23 protein-coding genes are annotated in these 17,469 nt (G+C 61.4%); 18 read left to right on the forward strand and 5 right to left on the reverse strand.

Annotated features, from left to right (window positions below):
* Positions 1-113 precede the first annotated feature (113 nt).
* The 3 genes from FQ192_RS17670 to pilG are packed head-to-tail and all read right to left on the reverse strand — an operon-like array spanning position 114 to position 1,509.
* Positions 114-668, reverse strand: coding sequence for a chemotaxis protein CheW (locus FQ192_RS17670; protein ID WP_149659720.1), 555 nt, complete (start codon positions 666-668; stop codon positions 114-116).
* Between the two features lie 10 nt (positions 669-678).
* Positions 679-1,044, reverse strand: coding sequence for a twitching motility response regulator PilH (gene pilH, locus FQ192_RS17675; protein WP_027926574.1), 366 nt, complete (start codon positions 1,042-1,044; stop codon positions 679-681).
* A 60-nt stretch (positions 1,045-1,104) separates the two neighbouring features.
* On the reverse strand, positions 1,105-1,509 hold the full coding sequence (pilG, locus tag FQ192_RS17680; RefSeq protein ID WP_111448588.1) for a twitching motility response regulator PilG: 405 nt from the start codon (positions 1,507-1,509) through the stop codon (positions 1,105-1,107).
* Positions 1,510-1,734: 225 nt separating this feature from the next.
* Here pilG and gshB point away from each other — a divergent pair, with 225 nt between their 5' ends.
* The 7 genes from gshB to FQ192_RS17715 all read left to right on the forward strand — a co-directional run bounded on the left by gshB (position 1,735) and on the right by FQ192_RS17715 (position 7,785).
* Positions 1,735-2,706, forward strand: coding sequence for a glutathione synthase (gshB, locus tag FQ192_RS17685; RefSeq protein WP_149659721.1), 972 nt, complete (start codon positions 1,735-1,737; stop codon positions 2,704-2,706).
* A gap of 106 nt (positions 2,707-2,812) precedes the next feature.
* Positions 2,813-3,712 carry an energy transducer TonB gene (locus tag FQ192_RS17690; protein WP_149659722.1) on the forward strand — a complete coding sequence of 300 codons (900 nt, stop codon included), beginning with the start codon at positions 2,813-2,815 and terminating at the stop codon, positions 3,710-3,712.
* Positions 3,713-3,876: 164 nt separating this feature from the next.
* Entirely contained in the window at positions 3,877-4,449 is a 573-nt protein-coding gene (locus tag FQ192_RS17695) for a YqgE/AlgH family protein (protein WP_123404202.1), read from the forward strand.
* Complete coding sequence (ruvX, locus tag FQ192_RS17700) at positions 4,449-4,886, forward strand: Holliday junction resolvase RuvX (RefSeq protein WP_005792259.1); 438 nt, start codon at positions 4,449-4,451, stop codon at positions 4,884-4,886. Before FQ192_RS17695 ends, ruvX begins: the two co-directional genes overlap by 1 nt.
* Positions 4,887-4,978: 92 nt before the next feature.
* A complete protein-coding gene (gene pyrR / locus FQ192_RS17705) occupies positions 4,979-5,485 on the forward strand; it encodes a bifunctional pyr operon transcriptional regulator/uracil phosphoribosyltransferase PyrR (RefSeq protein WP_149659723.1) in 507 nt (168 codons plus the stop codon).
* A gap of 27 nt (positions 5,486-5,512) precedes the next feature.
* Complete coding sequence (locus tag FQ192_RS17710) at positions 5,513-6,517, forward strand: aspartate carbamoyltransferase catalytic subunit (protein ID WP_007913665.1); 1,005 nt, start codon at positions 5,513-5,515, stop codon at positions 6,515-6,517.
* On the forward strand, positions 6,514-7,785 hold the full coding sequence (locus FQ192_RS17715) for a dihydroorotase (RefSeq protein WP_149659724.1): 1,272 nt from the start codon (positions 6,514-6,516) through the stop codon (positions 7,783-7,785). Before FQ192_RS17710 ends, FQ192_RS17715 begins: the two co-directional genes overlap by 4 nt.
* Before the next feature lie 71 nt (positions 7,786-7,856).
* On the opposite strand, the gene FQ192_RS17720 is transcribed toward FQ192_RS17715, so the two are convergent.
* The gene (locus FQ192_RS17720) at positions 7,857-8,279 is read right to left on the reverse strand and encodes a TM2 domain-containing protein (protein WP_149659725.1); all 423 of its coding nucleotides are present in this window, start codon (positions 8,277-8,279) and stop codon (positions 7,857-7,859) included.
* Positions 8,280-8,529: 250 nt separating this feature from the next.
* Here FQ192_RS17720 and FQ192_RS17725 point away from each other — a divergent pair, with 250 nt between their 5' ends.
* Entirely contained in the window at positions 8,530-9,150 is a 621-nt protein-coding gene (locus tag FQ192_RS17725) for a C40 family peptidase (RefSeq protein ID WP_149659726.1), read from the forward strand.
* Between the two features lie 130 nt (positions 9,151-9,280).
* Here the strand turns inward: FQ192_RS17725 and FQ192_RS17730 are convergent, their stop codons facing one another.
* Positions 9,281-10,315 carry a type IV pilus twitching motility protein PilT gene (locus tag FQ192_RS17730; RefSeq protein ID WP_133835591.1) on the reverse strand — a complete coding sequence of 345 codons (1,035 nt, stop codon included), beginning with the start codon at positions 10,313-10,315 and terminating at the stop codon, positions 9,281-9,283.
* A gap of 56 nt (positions 10,316-10,371) precedes the next feature.
* Here FQ192_RS17730 and FQ192_RS17735 point away from each other — a divergent pair, with 56 nt between their 5' ends.
* From FQ192_RS17735 to FQ192_RS17780, 10 genes are all read left to right on the forward strand, one after another.
* Positions 10,372-11,058, forward strand: a complete 687-nt coding sequence (locus tag FQ192_RS17735) for a YggS family pyridoxal phosphate-dependent enzyme (protein WP_149659727.1) — start codon at positions 10,372-10,374, stop codon at positions 11,056-11,058.
* A 33-nt stretch (positions 11,059-11,091) separates the two neighbouring features.
* A complete protein-coding gene (gene proC / locus FQ192_RS17740; protein ID WP_149659728.1) occupies positions 11,092-11,910 on the forward strand; it encodes a pyrroline-5-carboxylate reductase in 819 nt (272 codons plus the stop codon).
* A gap of 10 nt (positions 11,911-11,920) precedes the next feature.
* A complete protein-coding gene (locus tag FQ192_RS17745) occupies positions 11,921-12,511 on the forward strand; it encodes a YggT family protein (protein ID WP_149659729.1) in 591 nt (196 codons plus the stop codon).
* A 4-nt stretch (positions 12,512-12,515) separates the two neighbouring features.
* Positions 12,516-12,812, forward strand: coding sequence for a DUF167 domain-containing protein (locus FQ192_RS17750; protein WP_149659730.1), 297 nt, complete (start codon positions 12,516-12,518; stop codon positions 12,810-12,812).
* Positions 12,813-13,019: 207 nt separating this feature from the next.
* Positions 13,020-14,159, forward strand: a complete 1,140-nt coding sequence (locus tag FQ192_RS17755; protein ID WP_149659731.1) for a homoserine O-acetyltransferase — start codon at positions 13,020-13,022, stop codon at positions 14,157-14,159.
* Positions 14,160-14,166: 7 nt separating this feature from the next.
* Positions 14,167-14,787 (forward strand): methionine biosynthesis protein MetW, encoded by a 621-nt coding sequence (gene metW, locus FQ192_RS17760; RefSeq protein ID WP_054044417.1) that lies wholly within the window; start codon positions 14,167-14,169, stop codon positions 14,785-14,787.
* A gap of 27 nt (positions 14,788-14,814) precedes the next feature.
* A complete protein-coding gene (locus FQ192_RS17765; RefSeq protein ID WP_149659732.1) occupies positions 14,815-15,249 on the forward strand; it encodes a DUF4426 domain-containing protein in 435 nt (144 codons plus the stop codon).
* Entirely contained in the window at positions 15,246-15,842 is a 597-nt protein-coding gene (gene rdgB / locus FQ192_RS17770; protein ID WP_149659733.1) for an RdgB/HAM1 family non-canonical purine NTP pyrophosphatase, read from the forward strand. The genes FQ192_RS17765 and rdgB overlap by 4 nt, the downstream gene beginning before the upstream one ends.
* Entirely contained in the window at positions 15,839-17,044 is a 1,206-nt protein-coding gene (gene hemW, locus FQ192_RS17775; RefSeq protein ID WP_149659734.1) for a radical SAM family heme chaperone HemW, read from the forward strand. Before rdgB ends, hemW begins: the two co-directional genes overlap by 4 nt.
* A gap of 22 nt (positions 17,045-17,066) precedes the next feature.
* Entirely contained in the window at positions 17,067-17,390 is a 324-nt protein-coding gene (locus FQ192_RS17780) for a DUF3392 domain-containing protein (RefSeq protein ID WP_054044425.1), read from the forward strand.
* The last annotated feature ends 79 nt before the right edge of the window (positions 17,391-17,469 follow it).

The following is a 17,469-nucleotide window of genomic DNA, read 5'->3' on the forward strand; positions in this document are numbered from 1 at the left end:
CCCATCCCCTGTAGGAGCGAGGCTTGCCCGCGAAAGCGGTTATTCATTCAACATTAATGTCGACTGACACGACGCCTTCGCGGGCAAGCCTCGCTCCTACGGGATTGCGGTGCCTACACCGCGACATGCATGAAATCCTGGGACTGCGCCAACGCAAACGGGCTGAACACTTGCCAGCTCTGTTCACGCTGGAACCGGCCCTGGACGAACGCGTCCATCGCGCCGCTGATCTCGTTCGGCGGCACCGCTTCCAGGCTGTCCTGGGCAAAGTGCTGCAAACCGTAGACTTCATCGACCATCAACCCGGCGAATACGTCTTTGTATTCCACCACCAACACCCGCCGCTGCTTGCGCACCGCCGACAGCTCATGACCGAGCTCTTGATCAGAAAAGAAAGCGCACACATCCATGATCGGCAACAACCGCCCGCGCAAGTTGGCCACGCCCTTGACCCAAGGCTTGACCCCCGGCAGTTGGGTGTAGCGCGGCTCATGCAGGACTTCGCTGACTTCGCCCATCGGCGCGACGTACCAGTGCTCGCCCAGGCGAAAACCGATGCCGCTCCAGTTGTCCTGTCGCGACGGCTGGGACGGCAAGTCTGCGGCCAGCACGCGACAACGCTGGTCGATCTGCAGCAGCAGTTCGAAAGCCGTCAGCGACTCGCTCATGACCGGACGATCAACCGGCCAGCACGTTGTTCAGGGTCTTGATCAGGGTTTCTTCGTCGACCGGTTTGGTCAGGTAGTCCTTGGCGCCCTGGCGGGTGCCCCAGACCTTGTCGGTTTCCTGATCCTTGGTGGTGATGATGATCACCGGGATGTGCCCGGTGTCCGGGTCTTTGGTCAACTGGCGGGTGGCCTGAAAACCGTTGAGGCCGGGCATGACGATGTCCATCAGCACGGCGTCGGGTTTTTCCTGGCGGGCCAGCGCCACGCCGTCGGCGCCGTTTTCGGCTTTCAACACTTCATGACCGTGCTTTTCCAGCATGCCGGTCAGTTTGTACATTTCGGTCGGCGAATCATCGACGATCAGAATACGTGCCATGGTCTTCCCCATTCTTCTTGTCGACGCCGGGCCCGTTGGCCGAGCGTCACTGTGCGTGTCCTACTGCGGCAAAACGGCGGCGAAGCCCGGAACATGGGCCTGGATCGCGTTCAGCAGTTCTTCCTTGCTGAAAGGCTTGGTCAAAAACTGGTCGGAGCCGACGATGCGCCCCTTGGCCTTGTCGAACAACCCGTCCTTGGACGACAGCATAATCACTGGCGTGGACTTGAACGCACTGTTGTTCTTGATTAAAGCGCAGGTCTGATAACCATCCAGGCGCGGCATCATGATGTCGACAAAGATAATGCCCGGGTGATTGTCGGCAATCTTGGCCAGCGCATCGAAACCATCGACGGCGGTGATGACTTCACAGCCCACGTTTTTCAGCAGCGTTTCGGCGGTGCGGCGAATCGTCTTCGAATCGTCGATCACCATGACCTTCAAGGCGCTGGAATGCTGTTCCATAAATGCTCTACCGTCGCCTTTGCGAATCAATTTGTCCGTTTGACGGCTTCAAACCCTTGATGGTGAAGGGCCAGTCGCACTTGGCGACCTTTTTAGCACAGTCTCAATGACCAATCTATCGGCCGACGGGCGCGGTGGTTTTTCCTTGACCGGGAACACACTCAGCGCCACTCTGACGCCACTTTTTCGTGTCCTTTCGGACCACCCCATTTCGAGGAAAAACCCATGAGCGTTCGCGTCGGGATTGTCATGGACCCTATCGCCAGCATCTCCTATAAAAAGGATAGCTCGCTGGCCATGCTGCTGGCCGCACAGAAGCGCGGCTGGGAACTGTTCTATATGGAACAGAAGGATTTGTACCAGGGCGAAGGTGAAGCACGGGCGCGGATGCGGCCGCTGAAGGTGTTCGCCAACCCGGAGAAGTGGTTCGAACTGGAAGCCGAGACCGACGCGTTGCTGAGCGATCTGGACGTGATCCTGATGCGCAAGGATCCGCCGTTCGACATGGAATTCGTCTACTCCACGTACCTGCTGGAGCAAGCCGAGCGCGCGGGCGTGCTGGTGGTCAACAAGCCGCAGAGCCTGCGCGACTGCAATGAAAAGCTGTTCGCCACGCTGTTCCCGCAGTGCACGCCACCGACCGTGGTCAGCTGCCGCGCCGACGTGTTGCGTGAATTCGCCGCCAAGCACGGCGATGTGATCCTCAAGCCGCTGGACGGCATGGGCGGTACCTCGATCTTCCGTCACCGCGCGGGCGATCCGAACCTGTCGGTGATCCTCGAAACCCTGACCGCCCTGGGCACCCAGCAGATCATGGGCCAGGCTTACCTGCCGGCAATCAAGGACGGCGACAAACGCATCCTGATGATCGACGGCGAGCCGGTGGATTACTGCCTGGCGCGCATTCCGGCGGCGGGCGAAACCCGTGGCAACCTCGCCGCCGGTGGTCGTGGCGAAGCCCGTCCGCTGAGCGACAAGGACCGCTGGATCGCCGCCCAGGTCGGCCCGACCCTGCGTGAGAAAGGCCTGCTGTTCGTGGGTCTGGACGTGATCGGCGAGAGCCTGACCGAAATCAACGTCACCAGCCCGACCTGCATTCGCGAGATTGATAACGCGTTTGGCACCGATATCGGTGGGATGCTGATGGAGGCGATCGAGAAGAAGCTGCAAGTTGCAAGCTCCAAGCCGCAAGTTTGAAGCGCTCGGCGTGCAACTTGTCGCTTGAAGCTTGAACCTTGAAGCTAAAAACCAACATTGCGTTATCATGCCGAGCCCGTAAAAACGCGATGTTGGTTTTTCTGTTATGACGCTCCCGTCCGATCTGCCCGTTGAACTCGCCCATCGTGGCGTGCGCCCGGCCGATCGCCTCGGTTTTACCCTGTTTCTCGCGGCGTTGATTCACCTGGCCTTGCTGTTGGGCGTCGGCTTTTCCATGGTCGAACCCAAGCAGATCAGCAAAACCCTGGAAATCACCCTCGCCACCTTCAAAAGCGACACCAAGCCGAAAAAAGCCGATTTCCTCGCCCAGGAAAATCAGCAAGGCAGCGGCACCCTGGATAAAAAGGCGATCCCCAAGACCACCGAGGTCGCGCCGTTCCAGGACAACAAGGTGCAGAAAGTCACTCCACCGCCGGCAGCCAAGCCCGAAGTGCAGGAAGCCGCGCCCAAGGCTGCGGTGACTACCGTCGCGCCGAAGCCGAAAAAAGCCCCGGCCAAGAACGAAGAACCCAAGACCCCGCCCAAACCCGCCGTGGCCGCGCCGACGTTCGATAGCTCGCAGTTGTCCAGCGACATTGCCAGCCTGGAAGCGGAACTGGCCAACGAACAACAGCTGTACGCCAAGCGCCCGCGCATCCACCGCTTGAGCGCGGCTTCGACCATGAAAGACAAGGGCGCCTGGTACAAGGACGAATGGCGCAAGAAGGTCGAGCGCATCGGCAACCTCAACTACCCCGACGAAGCGCGACGCAAGCAGATCTACGGCAACTTGCGCCTGATGGTCTCGATCAACCGCGACGGCTCGCTGTACGAAGTGCTGGTGCTGGAATCCTCCGGGCAACCGTTGCTGGACCAGGCGGCCCAGCGGATCGTGCGGCTGGCGGCACCGTTTTCGCCGTTTACCGGGGATTTGTCGGACATCGACCGGCTGGAAATCATTCGGACGTGGAAGTTTGCGCGCGGGGACAAGCTCTCCAGTAACTGACCGATGGATTTTTGGTGATCGGGCCGACGCCTTCGCTCCTGTAGGAGCGAGGCTTGCCCGCGAAGGGCCCCTCAAGCAAACCCAGATCAAAAACACACCCGCGCAGCCATTTCCTACACATCCCCAGCTTGTCAGTTCGCCCCTCCAACGCCACACTAGCGCTCATGAAGAACGTCAGCCCCAGCTACCTCAAGCATCACTTCCTGATCGCCATGCCTCACATGGCCGACCCGAACTTTGCGCACACCTTGACCTACATCGTCGAGCACACGGCCAATGGCGCCATGGGGCTGGTGGTCAACCGTCCGCAAGAACTGAACCTGGCCGATATCCTCGAGCAACTGCGCCCTGACATCGAGCCGCCCGTGCTCTGTCAGCACGTGCCGATCTTTATCGGCGGGCCGGTGCAGACCGATCGCGGGTTTGTCCTGCATCCGTCGGGTAAAACCTTCCAGGCGACCGTTGATCTGGAAGGCGAGCTGTCCTTGTCCACCTCCCAGGACGTGCTGTTCGCCATCGCTGACGGCGTCGGTCCGGCAAAAAGCGTGATCACCCTCGGCTACGCCGGTTGGGAAGCCGGGCAACTGGAAGCCGAGCTGGCGGACAACGCCTGGCTGACCTGCCCGTACAACGCCGACATCCTCTTCAATACCAGCAGCGAATCGCGCCTCGAAGCGGCGGCCCGGCACTTAGGTGTCAACCTCAGCCTGCTGACCAGCCAGGCGGGCCACGCCTGATGGCCCTGCGACTGATCCTGGGTTTTGACTACGGCACCAAACAGATCGGCGTGGCGGTCGGCCAGGTGATTACCGGCCAGGCTCGCGAGCTGTGCACCTTGAAGGCACAAAACGGTATCCCAGACTGGAATCAGGTCGAAGCCCTGATCAAGGAATGGAAACCCGACGCCGTGGTGGTCGGCCTGCCGCTGAATATGGACGGTACGCCGAGCGACATGTGCCTGCGGGCCGAGAAGTTCGCCCGCCGCCTCAACGGCCGCTACAACCTGCCCTTCTATACCCACGACGAACGCCTGACCACTTTTGAAGCCAAGGGCGAGCGGCGTGATCGTGGCGGGCAAAAAGGCAGTTACCGCGACAACCCGGTCGATGCCATTGCCGCCGCGCTGCTGCTGCAAGGCTGGCTCGACGAAAACACCGCACTGTTCGAATCCTGAAGAGTCGTCTCGACGCCTCTCTATAGCGACAACCCGAGCCAAACCACGCCGCCTTACTCAAAGGCAGGGCTCGGGCCCAAGAAGGAGCAACCATGAGCCTGCCCAATCCCGCCGAACTGATCAGCCAGATGGCGATCCGTCTCAAGGCACACCTGGAACACCGTGGCATCAGCGAACCGCGCTACATCGGTATTCGTACCGGCGGCGTCTGGGTCGCCCAGGCCTTGCTCGATGAACTGGGCAGCGACTCGCCCCTCGGTACCCTGGACGTGTCCTTCTACCGCGACGACTTCAGCCAGAACGGTCTGCACCCGCAAGTGCGCCCGTCGGCCCTGCCGTTCGAGATCGAAGGTCAGGATCTGGTGCTGATCGACGACGTACTGATGAGCGGCCGCACCATCCGCGCCGCCTTGAACGAACTGTTCGACTATGGCCGCCCGGCCAGCGTGACGCTGGTATGCCTGCTGGACCTGGACGCCGGCGAGCTGCCGATCCGCCCGAACGTGGTGGGCGCGACCCTGTCACTGGCGGCCCACGAACGGGTGAAGCTGTCCGGCCCGTCACCGCTGGTGCTCGAACTGCAAGACCTCGCCCTTTAATCCGCCCTATTGAGAGTCCCCCTCGCGATGACGCCTCTAGATACCAAGCGCCCGCTGCAGCTCAATGATCAGGGCCAGCTGCGCCACTTCCTCTCGCTCGACGGTTTGCGCCGCGAGTTGCTGACGGAAATCCTCGACACCGCCGACTCGTTCCTCGAAGTCGGCGCCCGGGCGGTGAAGAAGGTCCCGTTGCTGCGCGGCAAGACCGTGTGCAACGTGTTCTTCGAGAACTCCACCCGCACCCGCACCACCTTCGAACTGGCGGCCCAGCGGCTGTCGGCGGACGTGATCACCCTGAACGTGTCGACGTCCTCGGCGAGCAAGGGCGAAACCCTGCTCGACACCCTGCGCAACCTGGAAGCCATGGCCGCCGACATGTTTGTCGTGCGCCACGGTGACTCCGGCGCCGCGCACTTCATCGCCGAACATGTTTGCCCGCAAGTGGCAATCATCAACGGTGGCGACGGCCGCCACGCGCACCCGACCCAGGGCATGCTCGACATGCTGACGATTCGTCGGCACAAGGGCGGCTTCGAAAACCTCTCCGTGGCCATCGTCGGCGACATCCTGCACTCGCGGGTCGCGCGCTCGAACATGCTCGCGCTGAAAACCCTCGGCTGCCCGGACATCCGCGTGATCGCGCCGAAAACCCTGCTGCCGATCGGCATCGAGCAATACGGCGTGAAGGTCTACACCGACATGACCGAAGGCCTGAAAGACGTCGACGTGGTGATCATGCTGCGCCTGCAACGTGAGCGCATGACCGGCGGCCTGCTGCCGAGCGAAGGCGAGTTCTACCGCCTGTTCGGTCTGACTACCGCGCGCCTGGCCGGGGCCAAGCCCGATTGCATCGTCATGCACCCGGGGCCGATCAACCGTGGGGTGGAGATTGAGTCGGCGGTGGCCGACGGCCCGCACTCGGTGATCCTCAACCAGGTGACTTACGGTATTGCGATTCGTATGGCCGTGCTGTCCATGGCCATGAGCGGGCAAACAGCCCAGCGCCAATTCGAGCAGGAGAACGCCCAGTGAAGCTCAGCATTCTCGGCGCACGCGTCATCGATCCAGCCTCGGGGCTGGATCAAGTTACCGATATCCATGTTGAAGCCTGCAAGATCGTTGCCCTTGGCGCGGCGCCGGCCGGTTTTGTTCCGGTCGAGACCATCGACGCCAAAGGCCTGGTGGCCGCGCCTGGGCTGGTTGACCTGAACGTCGCCCTGTGCGAACCGGGTTACAGCCGCAAAGGCTCGATTGCCAGCGAAACCCGCGCCGCTGCCGCCGGTGGCGTGACCAGCCTGTGCTGCCCGCCGAAGACCAAACCGGTGCTCGACACCTCGGCCGTGGCCGAACTGATCCTCGACCGCGCCCGTGAGGCCGGCAACACCAAGGTGTTCCCGATTGGCGCCCTGAGCAAAGGCCTGGACGGCGATCAGCTGGCCGAGCTGGTCGCGTTGCGCGATGCCGGCTGCGTGGCCTTCGGCAACGGCCTGGAGAGCTTCCGCAACACCCGCACGCTGTGTCGGGCGCTGGAATATGCGGCGACGTTCGACCTGACGGTGATTTTCAACTCTCAGGATCATGACCTGGCCGAAGGTGGCCTGGCCCATGAAGGCCCGACCGCGAGTTTCCTTGGCTTGCCGGGGATTCCGGAAACCGCTGAAACCGTGGCCCTGGCCCGGGATCTGCTGCTGGTCGAGCAAAGCGGCGTGCGTGCGCACTTCAGCCAGCTCACCAGCGCTCGCGGCGTGGCCCTGATCGCTCAGGCTCAGGCCCGTGGGTTGCCGGTGACCGCCGATGTCGCCCTGTACCAGTTGATCCTGACCGACGAAGCGCTGATCGACTTCAGCAGCCTTTATCACGTCCAGCCGCCGCTGCGCACCCGCGCCGACCGCGATGGCCTGCGGGCGGCGGTGAAGTCCGGTGTGGTTTCGGCCATCTCCAGCCATCACCAGCCCCACGAGCGGGACGCCAAACTGGCGCCGTTCGGTGCCACCGAGCCAGGGATCAGCAGTGTTGAGCTGTTGCTGCCGTTGGCGATGACCTTGGTGGAGGATGGCTTGCTCGATCTGCCGACCCTGCTCGCGCGCTTGAGCGCCGGGCCAGCCGAGGCCTTGCGCTTGCCGGCGGGCAAGTTGGCGGTGGGCGGTGCGGCGGACATCGTGCTGTTCGACCCGGCGGCCTCGACCGTGGCCGGTGAAACCTGGCTGTCCAAGGGCGAGAACTGCCCGTTCATTGGCCACAGCTTACCGGGCGTGGTGCGTTACACCCTGGTGGATGGGCGGATCAGCCACCAGGCTTAACACCTTGTGGCGAGGGGGCTTGCCCCCGTTGATCGTTCCCACGCTCCGCGTGGGAACGATCATCTTCGCTCTTATCTTTGGCTCTGCGCGTTACGCACCGACACCTGATCATTCAGCGTCCAGAAGTCATACAACACCCCCAGAAAGAACACCCCGCCCGTCACCAGGTACAGCAAACCGCTGATCCACTTCCCCTGATACATCCGGTGCACGCCGAACACCCCAAGAAACGCCAGCAGGATCCACGCGACGTTGTATTCGATCGGCCCAGCGGTAAAACGCAGGTCTGCCTCACGGTCCATGGCCGGGATCAGGAACAGGTCGATCAACCAGCCGATGCCAAACAAACCGAAAGTGAAGAACCAGATCGTCCCGGTCACCGGCTTGCCGTAATAGAAGCGGTGAGCCCCGGTAAAACCGAAAATCCACAGCAGGTAACCAATGACTTTGCTGTGGGTGTCTTGGTATTCGCCAGGGTGTCGATAGCTGTTCATTGATGACCTCGTTTCAGACGATAGATAAATATTGTTGAATTCTTTGTGACTTTTTTACGAGCACCCGACGTATGGCAAATGCTACCTTCACTCCCGTCAAAGCCTTATACCACCTGACCTCTGTCAGACAATCGCGTCAATTTACCGCTTATTTGGTTCCGTTGACTCCAAGGTCCAATCGACCAACGGGCTCGGAAGGGTCAAAAAAGCTGTTATAAAGTTGCGCGCTAACCCATATGAGCCTTGCCTAATGCGTCCATTTTTCAAGACATGGCTAACCATTTGCCTTTTGATGCCACTGGCCGCCCACGCCACCAATCGTGAGCAACGTCTTCCAAACGTTAATGGTTACACCCCGAAATCCCATGTTTCTGCTCCTTCGAGCAAAAACAAGCAAAGTGCCAAACACTCCACCACGCTGGCCACCGCCAACAGCAAGCTGGTGCCGCCAATGGCGACCAAGCAAAGCAGCAACGTGTTGAGCCGTGCCGTGAACGTCCTCGGTACTCCTTACCGTTGGGGCGGCAGCAGCCCAAGTAAAGGGTTCGATTGCAGTGGCCTGGTGAAATACGCGTTCAACGACGCTACGTTCGACCTGCCGCGCACGTCCAACGCGATGGCCAGTGGTCATGGCGAGAAAGTCGATCGCAAGGATCTCAAGCCCGGCGATCTGATTTTCTTCAACATCAAGAGCCGTCGAGTCAACCACGTCGCCATCTATCTGGGCAACGACCGCTTCATCCACGCACCACGTCGTGGCAAAGCGGTGTCCATCGATACGCTGAAAAAGCCGTATTGGGAAAGCCACTATGTGGTGGCCAAGCGGGTTTTGCCGAAAGAACCGAATCAGATGCGCGTCGTTCAGCGTTGATTTGAAGCTTCCGTCGTTCTTGAGGTCCCCTTCGCGGGCAAGCCTCGCTCCTACAGGTCATGCGCCATTTTCACGGCACATATCAATCCTGTAGGAGCGAGGCTTGCCCGCGAAGGCGTTTGTGGATCTGTCAGAAGTTATCCGGCGACCGCGCCTTCTCCCGCGCGTGCTCGCGGCTGATCAAGCCCTTGGTCACCAACTCCTTCAAGCACATATCCAGCGTCTGCATCCCCAGGTTGCCCCCGGTCTGAATCGACGAGTACATCTGCGCCACTTTGTCTTCGCGGATCAGGTTACGGATCGCCGACGTGCCGAGCATGATCTCGTGCGCCGCAATCCGCCCGCCGCCGATCTTCTTGACCAGCGTCTGTGACACCACCGCCAGCAACGATTCGGACAGCATCGAACGCACCATCGACTTCTCGTCCCCCGGAAACACGTCCACCACCCGGTCGATGGTCTTCGCCGCCGACGTGGTGTGCAGCGTGCCAAACACCAGGTGACCGGTCTCGGCAGCGGTCAACGCCAGGCGAATGGTCTCCAGATCGCGCATCTCGCCCACCAGAATCACGTCCGGGTCTTCGCGCAGCGCCGAACGCAGGGCGGTGGCGAAACTGCGGGTATCACGGTGAACTTCGCGCTGATTGATCAGGCATTTGCGCGATTCATGCACGAACTCGATCGGGTCTTCGATGGTGAGGATGTGGTGATGGCGATGGTTGTTGAGGTAATCGATCATCGCCGCCAGGGTGGTGGACTTGCCGGAACCGGTCGGGCCGGTCACCAGCACCAGGCCACGGGGGGCGTCGGTAATCTTGCGAAACACATCGCCCATGCCAAGGTCGTCCATGCTCAGGACCTTCGACGGAATGGTGCGGAACACGGCGCCGGCGCCCCGGTTTTGGTTGAACGCGTTGACCCGGAAGCGCGCTAGGCCCGGCACGTCAAAGGAAAAATCGGTTTCCAGATGCTTCTCGAAGTCCACCCGCTGGGTGTCGTTCATGATGTCGTAGATCAGCTCCTGCACCTGTTTCTGGTCCAGAGCCGGCAGATTGATCCGCCGCACATCGCCATCGACGCGAATCATCGGTGGCAGGCCGGCAGACAGGTGCAAGTCGGACGCGCCCTGTTTGGCGCTGAATGCCAGCAGCTCAGTGATATCCATAGCGCTCCTCAATTCCAGTAGAATGCCGCGAACCTTCAGACTGGCGGCGCCTCTTGATGTCCACGATAGCAGACAACATTCTCCAGGTTAGTTCGCGTATCCAGGCTGCGACCCAAGCGGCTCACCGCGATGAGCACAGCGTCCAGTTGCTGGCCGTGAGCAAGACCAAGCCCGCCGAGGCCCTGCGTGAAGCCTACGCCGCCGGCCTGCGCGACTTTGGCGAGAACTATCTGCAGGAAGCCCTGAGCAAACAGCTCGAATTGGCCGACCTGCCCTTGATCTGGCACTTCATCGGCCCCATTCAATCGAACAAGACTCGCGCTATCGCCGAGCACTTCGCTTGGGTGCATTCCGTGGATCGTTTGAAAATCGCACAACGCCTGTCCGAACAACGTCCTGCCGATTTGCCACCTCTGAACATCTGCATCCAGGTCAACGTCAGCGGCGAGGACAGCAAGTCCGGCTGCACCCCAGCCGACCTGCCCGCGCTGGCGAATGCCATCAGCGCCCTGCCGCGCCTGAAATTGCGCGGGTTGATGGCGATCCCCGAGCCGACCGAAGATCGCGCCGCCCAGGATGCCGCTTTTGCTGCCGTGCAAAGCCTGCAAGCCAGCCTGAACCTGCCGCTCGACACACTTTCCATGGGCATGAGCCACGACCTCGAGTCGGCTATCGCCCAAGGCGCCACGTGGGTCCGTATCGGTACGGCCCTGTTTGGCGCCCGCGACTATGGCCAGCCATAACGTGACTGATTCCTCTCTTTACAAGGACCTGACATGAGCAAGACTCGTATTGCCTTTATCGGTGCCGGCAACATGGCCGCCAGCCTGATCGGTGGCCTGCGCGCCAAAGGTCTGGAAGCGGCCCACATCCGCGCCAGCGACCCGGGTGCCGAAACCCGCGCTCGCGTGAGCGCTGAACACGGCATCGAAGTGTTCGCCGACAACGCCGAAGCCATCCAGGACGCCGACGTCGTGGTGCTGGCGGTCAAACCCCAGGCGATGAAAGCCGTGTGCGAAGCGATTCGCCCAAGCTTGAAACCGAACCAACTGGTGGTGTCCATCGCCGCCGGCATCACTTGCGCCAGCATGAACAACTGGCTCGGCGCCCAGCCGATCGTGCGCTGCATGCCCAACACCCCGGCGCTGTTGCGTCAGGGCGTGAGCGGCTTGTACGCCACCGCCGAAGTGAATGCCGAGCAACGCCAACAGGCGCAAGAGCTGCTGTCCGCCGTCGGCCTCGCGCTTTGGCTGGACGAAGAGCAGCAACTGGACGCCGTCACCGCTGTTTCGGGCTCGGGCCCGGCGTACTTCTTCCTGCTGATCGAAGCGATGACCGCGGCCGGGGTGAAACTCGGCTTGCCCGCGGACATCGCCGCGCAACTGACCCTGCAAACCGCACTCGGCGCCGCGCACATGGCGGTCGCCAGTGATGTCGACGCGGCAGAACTGCGTCGCCGTGTGACCTCGCCTGCGGGCACCACGGAAGCCGCCATCAAGTCGTTCCAGGCCGGGGGCTTCGAAGCCCTGGTAGAAGAAGCACTCGGCGCCGCTGCGCACCGCTCGGCCGAGATGGCCGAACAATTGGGTCAATAAGGAGCCTTTCATGATTGGATTGAACACTGCAGCGGTCTACGTGCTGCAAACCCTCGGCAGCCTGTACCTGCTGATCGTGCTGTTGCGCTTTGTGCTGCAACTGGTGCGCGCCAACTTCTACAACCCGCTGTGCCAGTTCGCGGTAAAAGCCACCCAGCCGCTGCTCAAACCACTGCGCCGGATCATCCCGAGCATGTTCGGCCTGGACATGTCCTCGCTGGTGCTGGCGATCCTCGTGCAACTGGCGTTGATGGCCCTGACCCTGCTGCTGACCTACGGCACCACCGGCAACCCGCTGCAATTGTTTATCTGGTCGCTGATCGGCGTGACCGCGCTGTTCCTGAAGATCTTCTTCTTCGCCCTGATCATCAGCGTGATCCTGTCCTGGGTCGCTCCGGCCAGCCATAACCCCGGCGCCGAACTGGTGAACCAGATCTGCGAGCCGGCCCTGGCGCCGTTCCGCAAGATCCTGCCCAATCTGGGTGGCCTGGATATCTCGCCGATCCTCGCGTTCATGGTGCTCAAACTGCTGGACATGCTGGTGATCAACAACCTCGCCGCCATGACCATGATGCCGGACATCCTGCGTTTGCTGATCTGACCCGGTGAGCTACTTTCGCTGGGACGGTGATGACCTGATTCTGGAATGTCACCTGCAACCGGCGGCCCGCAGCGATGATTTCTGCGGGCTGCATGGCGACCGACTGAAAATCCGCCTGACAGCGCCGCCGGTCGAGGGCAAGGCCAACGCCTACCTGATGGCGTTTCTGGCCAAGGCGTTTGGCGTGTCCAAGAGCCAGGTGAGTTTGATCAGCGGCGAGTTGAACCGGCAGAAGCGGGTGCGGATTTGTTCGCCAAAGAAGTTGCCTGAGTTGCCGGATCTGGTGCGTCCGGCAGGTTGACCGCGTTATCGTTCTTCGCGGGCAAGCCTCGCTCCTACAGGTCCGGGGTCGCACCCGATTCCGCTACCAACACAAACCCCGTAGGAGCAAGGCTTGCCCGCGAAGGCCGCACCTCGGTTTAACTGAATGAAATCAGCCCCGCCCTTTGCTTGCCGCTAGCCACAGCGGTCTTTAGACTTACGCCTCATTTCAACGAGAGCAGGGTCGATGCCAACTGCCTTTCCCGCCGATTCTGTTGGTCTGGTGACGCCGCAAATGGCGCACTTCAGTGAACCCCTGGCCCTGGCCTGCGGCCGTTCGCTCCCAGCTTATGACCTGATCTACGAAACCTACGGCACGCTGAACGCCACGGCGAGCAACGCCGTGCTGATCTGCCACGCCTTGTCCGGTCACCACCACGCTGCCGGTTTCCACAGCCCCGACGACCGCAAACCCGGTTGGTGGGACAGCTGCATCGGCCCCGGCAAGCCGATCGACACCAGCAAGTTCTTCGTGGTCAGCCTGAACAACCTCGGCGGCTGCAACGGCTCCACCGGCCCCAGCAGCCTCAACCCGGAAACCGGCAAGCCGTTCGGCGCCGACTTCCCGGTGCTGACCGTGGAAGACTGGGTGCACAGCCAGGCGCGTCTGTCCGACCTGCTCGGCATCCGCCAGTGGGCGGCGGTGATCGGCGGCAGCCTCGGCGGCATGCAGGCCTTGCAGTGGACCATCACCTACCCCGACCGCGTGCGGCACTGCCTGGCCATCGCCTCGGCGCCCAAGCTGTCGGCGCAGAACATCGCGTTCAACGAAGTGGCGCGCCAGGCCATCCTCACCGACCCCGAGTTCCACGGTGGTTCGTTCCAGGAAGCCGGGGTGATCCCCAAGCGTGGCTTGATGCTGGCGCGGATGGTCGGGCACATCACTTACCTGTCCGACGATTCCATGGGCGAGAAATTCGGCCGCGGACTCAAGAGCGAAAAGCTCAACTACGACTTCCACAGCGTCGAGTTCCAGGTCGAGAGCTACCTGCGTTATCAGGGTGAAGAGTTCTCCGGGCGTTTCGACGCCAACACTTACCTGTTGATGACCAAGGCCCTGGATTACTTCGACCCGGCGGCAAACTTCGACGATGACCTGGCGAAAACCTTCGCCGGCGCCACCTCCAAGTTCTGCGTGATGTCGTTTACCACCGACTGGCGCTTCTCCCCTGCCCGCTCCCGGGAACTGGTGGACGCGCTGATGGCGGCCAAGAAAGACGTGTGCTACCTCGAGATCGATGCTCCGCAAGGCCACGACGCCTTCCTGATTCCGATCCCGCGTTACCTGCAGGCGTTCAGCAATTACATGAACCGTATTTCGTTGTGAGTAAGCCATGAGAGCTGATCTGGAAATCATCCAGGAATGGATTCCCGCCGGTAGCCGCGTGCTCGACCTCGGTTGCGGCGACGGCGAACTGCTGACCTGGCTGCGCGACAACAAGCAAGTCACCGGTTATGGCCTGGAAAACGATGCGGACAACATCGCCGAGTGCGTGGCCAAGGGCATCAATGTGATCGAGCAGGACCTGGACAAGGGCCTCGGCAACTTTGCCAGCAACAGCTTCGACATCGTGGTCATGACCCAGGCCCTGCAAGCCGTGCATTACCCGGACCGGATTCTCGACGAAATGCTGCGGGTCGGGCGCCAGTGCATCATCACCTTCCCCAACTTCGGTCACTGGCGTTGCCGCTGGTACCTGGCGAGCAAGGGCCGGATGCCGGTGTCCGAGTTCCTGCCGTACACCTGGTACAACACGCCGAACATCCACTTCTGCACTTTCGGCGACTTTGAAGAACTGTGCCGCGAACGTGAAGCGAAGGTCATTGATCGGCTTGCCGTGGATCAACAGCACCGACACGGGTGGGCCAGTAAGCTATGGCCTAATCTGTTAGGTGAGATCGGTATCTACCGCGTCAGCAGTCCCGGGCTGCAAGACCACAAGGTCGCGGTCTGAAACCACGCCATTCCAAGGAGAACGAACATGGGTCGTCTAGCGCTGTTTGTACTTACTGCCTGCCTGAGCGTCACCGCCATGGCCGCCGATATCATCAAGGGCGAGCGCCAGGAAACGTTTGGTGATGTGACGGTGCACTACAACACCTTCAATTCCACATTTCTGACACCGGACATTGCCAAAGCGGCCGAGCTGATCCGCAGCAAGAACCAGGGCGTGATCAACGTGTCGGTGATCAAAGACGGCAAACCGCTGATCGCCCAGGTCAGCGGCACAATCAAAGACCTGACCAGCAAAACCGTCACGCTGAACTTCCGCCAGATCACCGAACAGGGTGCGGTCTACTACATCGCGCAATACCCGGTGGACCAGCAGGAAACCCGCACCTTTGAAATCAAGGTGCAGAACGGCGATAAAATCAACACCATCAACTTCAACCAAGAGCTTTTCCCCGGCGAATGATGAACTTCACGCAACTCGTACTGGCCAGCCATAACGCCGGCAAACTCAAGGAACTCCAGGCCATGCTCGGCGCCTCGGTGCAACTGCGCTCGATCGGCGAGTTCAGCAGCATCGAGCCTGAGGAAACCGGCTTGTCGTTCGTCGAGAACGCCATCCTCAAGGCCCGCAACGCCGCGCGCATCTCCGGCCTGCCGGCGCTGGCCGACGATTCGGGGCTGGCGGTGGATTTCCTGGGCGGTGCGCCGGGCATTTATTCGGCGCGTTACGCTGACGGTCAGGGCGATGCGGCGAACAACGCCAAACTGCTCGACGCCATGAAAGATGTGCCGGAAGCCGAGCGCGGTGCGCAGTTCGTCTGCGTGCTGGCGCTGGTGCGACATGCCGATGATCCATTGCCGATCCTCTGCGAAGGCCTGTGGCACGGCCGAATCCTGCAAGCTGCCAGCGGCGAGCACGGTTTTGGTTATGACCCGCTGTTCTGGGTGCCGTCACGCGACTGCTCCAGCGCCGAATTGAGCCCGAGCGAAAAGAACCTGATCAGCCACCGCGCCCGTGCAATGGATCTGCTGCGCCAGCGTCTAGGCTTGATATGACCCACGACTCATCCGCGTCGCCGCTCATCTTCGGCGGCGCCGCCCAATCGCCTCGGGCCGCGCTGCCAGTGCTGCCGCCCCTGGCGCTGTACATCCACATCCCGTGGTGTGTGCGCAAATGCCCTTATTGCGACTTCAACTCCCACACCGCCAGCCCGGTGCTGCCGGAAGAAGAGTACGTCGACGCGTTGCTGGCCGACCTCGATCAGGACCTGCACGCGGTTTACGGGCGCGAACTGAGCTCGATCTTCTTCGGTGGCGGCACGCCGAGCCTGTTCAGTGCAGCAGCACTTGGCCGTTTGCTCAAGGGTGTGGAACAACGGATTCCGTTTGCCGGCGACATCGAAATCACCCTGGAAGCCAATCCCGGGACCTTCGAGCAAGAGAAGTTCGTTGCCTACCGCGCGCTGGGGATCAATCGCCTGTCGATTGGCATCCAGAGCTTCCAGGAAGAGAAACTCAAGGCCCTGGGGCGAATTCACAACGGCGACGAAGCGATACGTGCCGCCGGCATGGCCCGTCAGGCCGGGTTCGACAACTTCAACCTGGACCTGATGCACGGCTTGCCCGATCAGTCTCTGGACGACGCCCTGAGCGACTTGCGCCAGGCCATCGCCCTGAAACCCACCCATTTGTCCTGGTATCAGCTGACCCTGGAGCCGAACACCGTGTTCTGGAACCAGCCGCCAACGCTGCCGGAAGACGACACGTTGTGGGACATTCAAGAGGCTGGCCAGGCGCTGCTCGCCGAACACGGTTACGCGCAGTACGAAGTTTCGGCCTATGCCCTGCCCGGTCGCCCGGCGCGGCATAACCTCAATTACTGGAGTTTCGGCGACTTCATCGGCATCGGCGCCGGCGCCCACGGCAAGCTGAGTCACCCGGACGGGCGCATCGTGCGCACCTGGAAAACCCGCTTGCCAAAGGATTACCTCAACCCGGCCAAAAGCTTCAAGGCTGGCGAGAAAGCCCTGACCAATGACGAGTTGCCTTTCGACTTCCTGATGAACGCCCTGCGTCTGACCGAGGGCGTGGAATCGCGCCTGTATCCGGAGCGCACCGGCCTGCCCCTGGAAAGCCTCGCCGAAGGTCGCCGCGAGGCAGAACAAAGCGGCTTGTTGCAGGTCGAACCGTCACGTCTGGCGGCCACCGAGCGCGGACAACTGTTTCTCAATGACTTGCTGCAGACATTTCTGAGCTGATTTCAGCCTTAAGGGAAAACCAATGGATCTGATCCTCGACCTGCTCGCCACCGTGTCCCGCTGGAGCCGTAGCAACCTGTCGGAAATCTCCCTGGCCCTGGTGGGCTGCCTGCTGGTGCTGTTTGGCGCCGACATCAAAGGCTGGGTCGAACAACGCCTGGGCGGCATCGCCGGCGCCCTGCGCGTCCCGTTGATGTCCCTGCTGTGCATGGTGGGTAGCGGCGTCGCACTGATCTACGCCACGCCATGGATCATCAAAGGCCTGAGCCAGTTCAACAACTACAGCCTGGCGCCGGTGTTGCTGGTGGTGTTGGTGTTGATTGGCGTGGTCGCTGATCGCCGCTGAATCCCAGAAAAACCCGTAGGAGCGAGGCTTGCCCGCGAAGGCGTCGTATCAGTCGATGATGATCGTGACTGATACGACG

The sequence above is a fragment of the Pseudomonas sp. ANT_J12 genome (genome assembly GCF_008370045.1).
Taxonomy (GTDB): domain Bacteria; phylum Pseudomonadota; class Gammaproteobacteria; order Pseudomonadales; family Pseudomonadaceae; genus Aquipseudomonas.

Bases quoted from the DNA above. Each gene is read 5' to 3' on its own strand.
- FQ192_RS17670 (WP_149659720.1), bottom strand. From the start codon at position 668: ATGAGCGAGTCGCTGACGGCTTTCGAACTGCTGCTGCAGATCGACCAG.
- pilH (WP_027926574.1), bottom strand. From the start codon at position 1,044: ATGGCACGTATTCTGATCGTCGATGATTCGCCGACCGAAATGTACAAA.
- pilG (WP_111448588.1), bottom strand. From the start codon at position 1,509: ATGGAACAGCATTCCAGCGCCTTGAAGGTCATGGTGATCGACGATTCG.
- gshB (WP_149659721.1), top strand. From the start codon at position 1,735: ATGAGCGTTCGCGTCGGGATTGTCATGGACCCTATCGCCAGCATCTCC.
- FQ192_RS17690 (WP_149659722.1), top strand. From the start codon at position 2,813: ATGACGCTCCCGTCCGATCTGCCCGTTGAACTCGCCCATCGTGGCGTG.
- FQ192_RS17695 (WP_123404202.1), top strand. From the start codon at position 3,877: ATGAAGAACGTCAGCCCCAGCTACCTCAAGCATCACTTCCTGATCGCC.
- ruvX (WP_005792259.1), top strand. From the start codon at position 4,449: ATGGCCCTGCGACTGATCCTGGGTTTTGACTACGGCACCAAACAGATC.
- pyrR (WP_149659723.1), top strand. From the start codon at position 4,979: ATGAGCCTGCCCAATCCCGCCGAACTGATCAGCCAGATGGCGATCCGT.
- FQ192_RS17710 (WP_007913665.1), top strand. From the start codon at position 5,513: ATGACGCCTCTAGATACCAAGCGCCCGCTGCAGCTCAATGATCAGGGC.
- FQ192_RS17720 (WP_149659725.1), bottom strand. From the start codon at position 8,279: ATGAACAGCTATCGACACCCTGGCGAATACCAAGACACCCACAGCAAA.
- FQ192_RS17725 (WP_149659726.1), top strand. From the start codon at position 8,530: ATGCGTCCATTTTTCAAGACATGGCTAACCATTTGCCTTTTGATGCCA.
- FQ192_RS17730 (WP_133835591.1), bottom strand. From the start codon at position 10,315: ATGGATATCACTGAGCTGCTGGCATTCAGCGCCAAACAGGGCGCGTCC.
- FQ192_RS17735 (WP_149659727.1), top strand. From the start codon at position 10,372: ATGTCCACGATAGCAGACAACATTCTCCAGGTTAGTTCGCGTATCCAG.
- proC (WP_149659728.1), top strand. From the start codon at position 11,092: ATGAGCAAGACTCGTATTGCCTTTATCGGTGCCGGCAACATGGCCGCC.
- FQ192_RS17745 (WP_149659729.1), top strand. From the start codon at position 11,921: ATGATTGGATTGAACACTGCAGCGGTCTACGTGCTGCAAACCCTCGGC.
- FQ192_RS17755 (WP_149659731.1), top strand. From the start codon at position 13,020: ATGCCAACTGCCTTTCCCGCCGATTCTGTTGGTCTGGTGACGCCGCAA.
- metW (WP_054044417.1), top strand. From the start codon at position 14,167: ATGAGAGCTGATCTGGAAATCATCCAGGAATGGATTCCCGCCGGTAGC.
- FQ192_RS17765 (WP_149659732.1), top strand. From the start codon at position 14,815: ATGGGTCGTCTAGCGCTGTTTGTACTTACTGCCTGCCTGAGCGTCACC.
- rdgB (WP_149659733.1), top strand. From the start codon at position 15,246: ATGATGAACTTCACGCAACTCGTACTGGCCAGCCATAACGCCGGCAAA.
- hemW (WP_149659734.1), top strand. From the start codon at position 15,839: ATGACCCACGACTCATCCGCGTCGCCGCTCATCTTCGGCGGCGCCGCC.
- FQ192_RS17780 (WP_054044425.1), top strand. From the start codon at position 17,067: ATGGATCTGATCCTCGACCTGCTCGCCACCGTGTCCCGCTGGAGCCGT.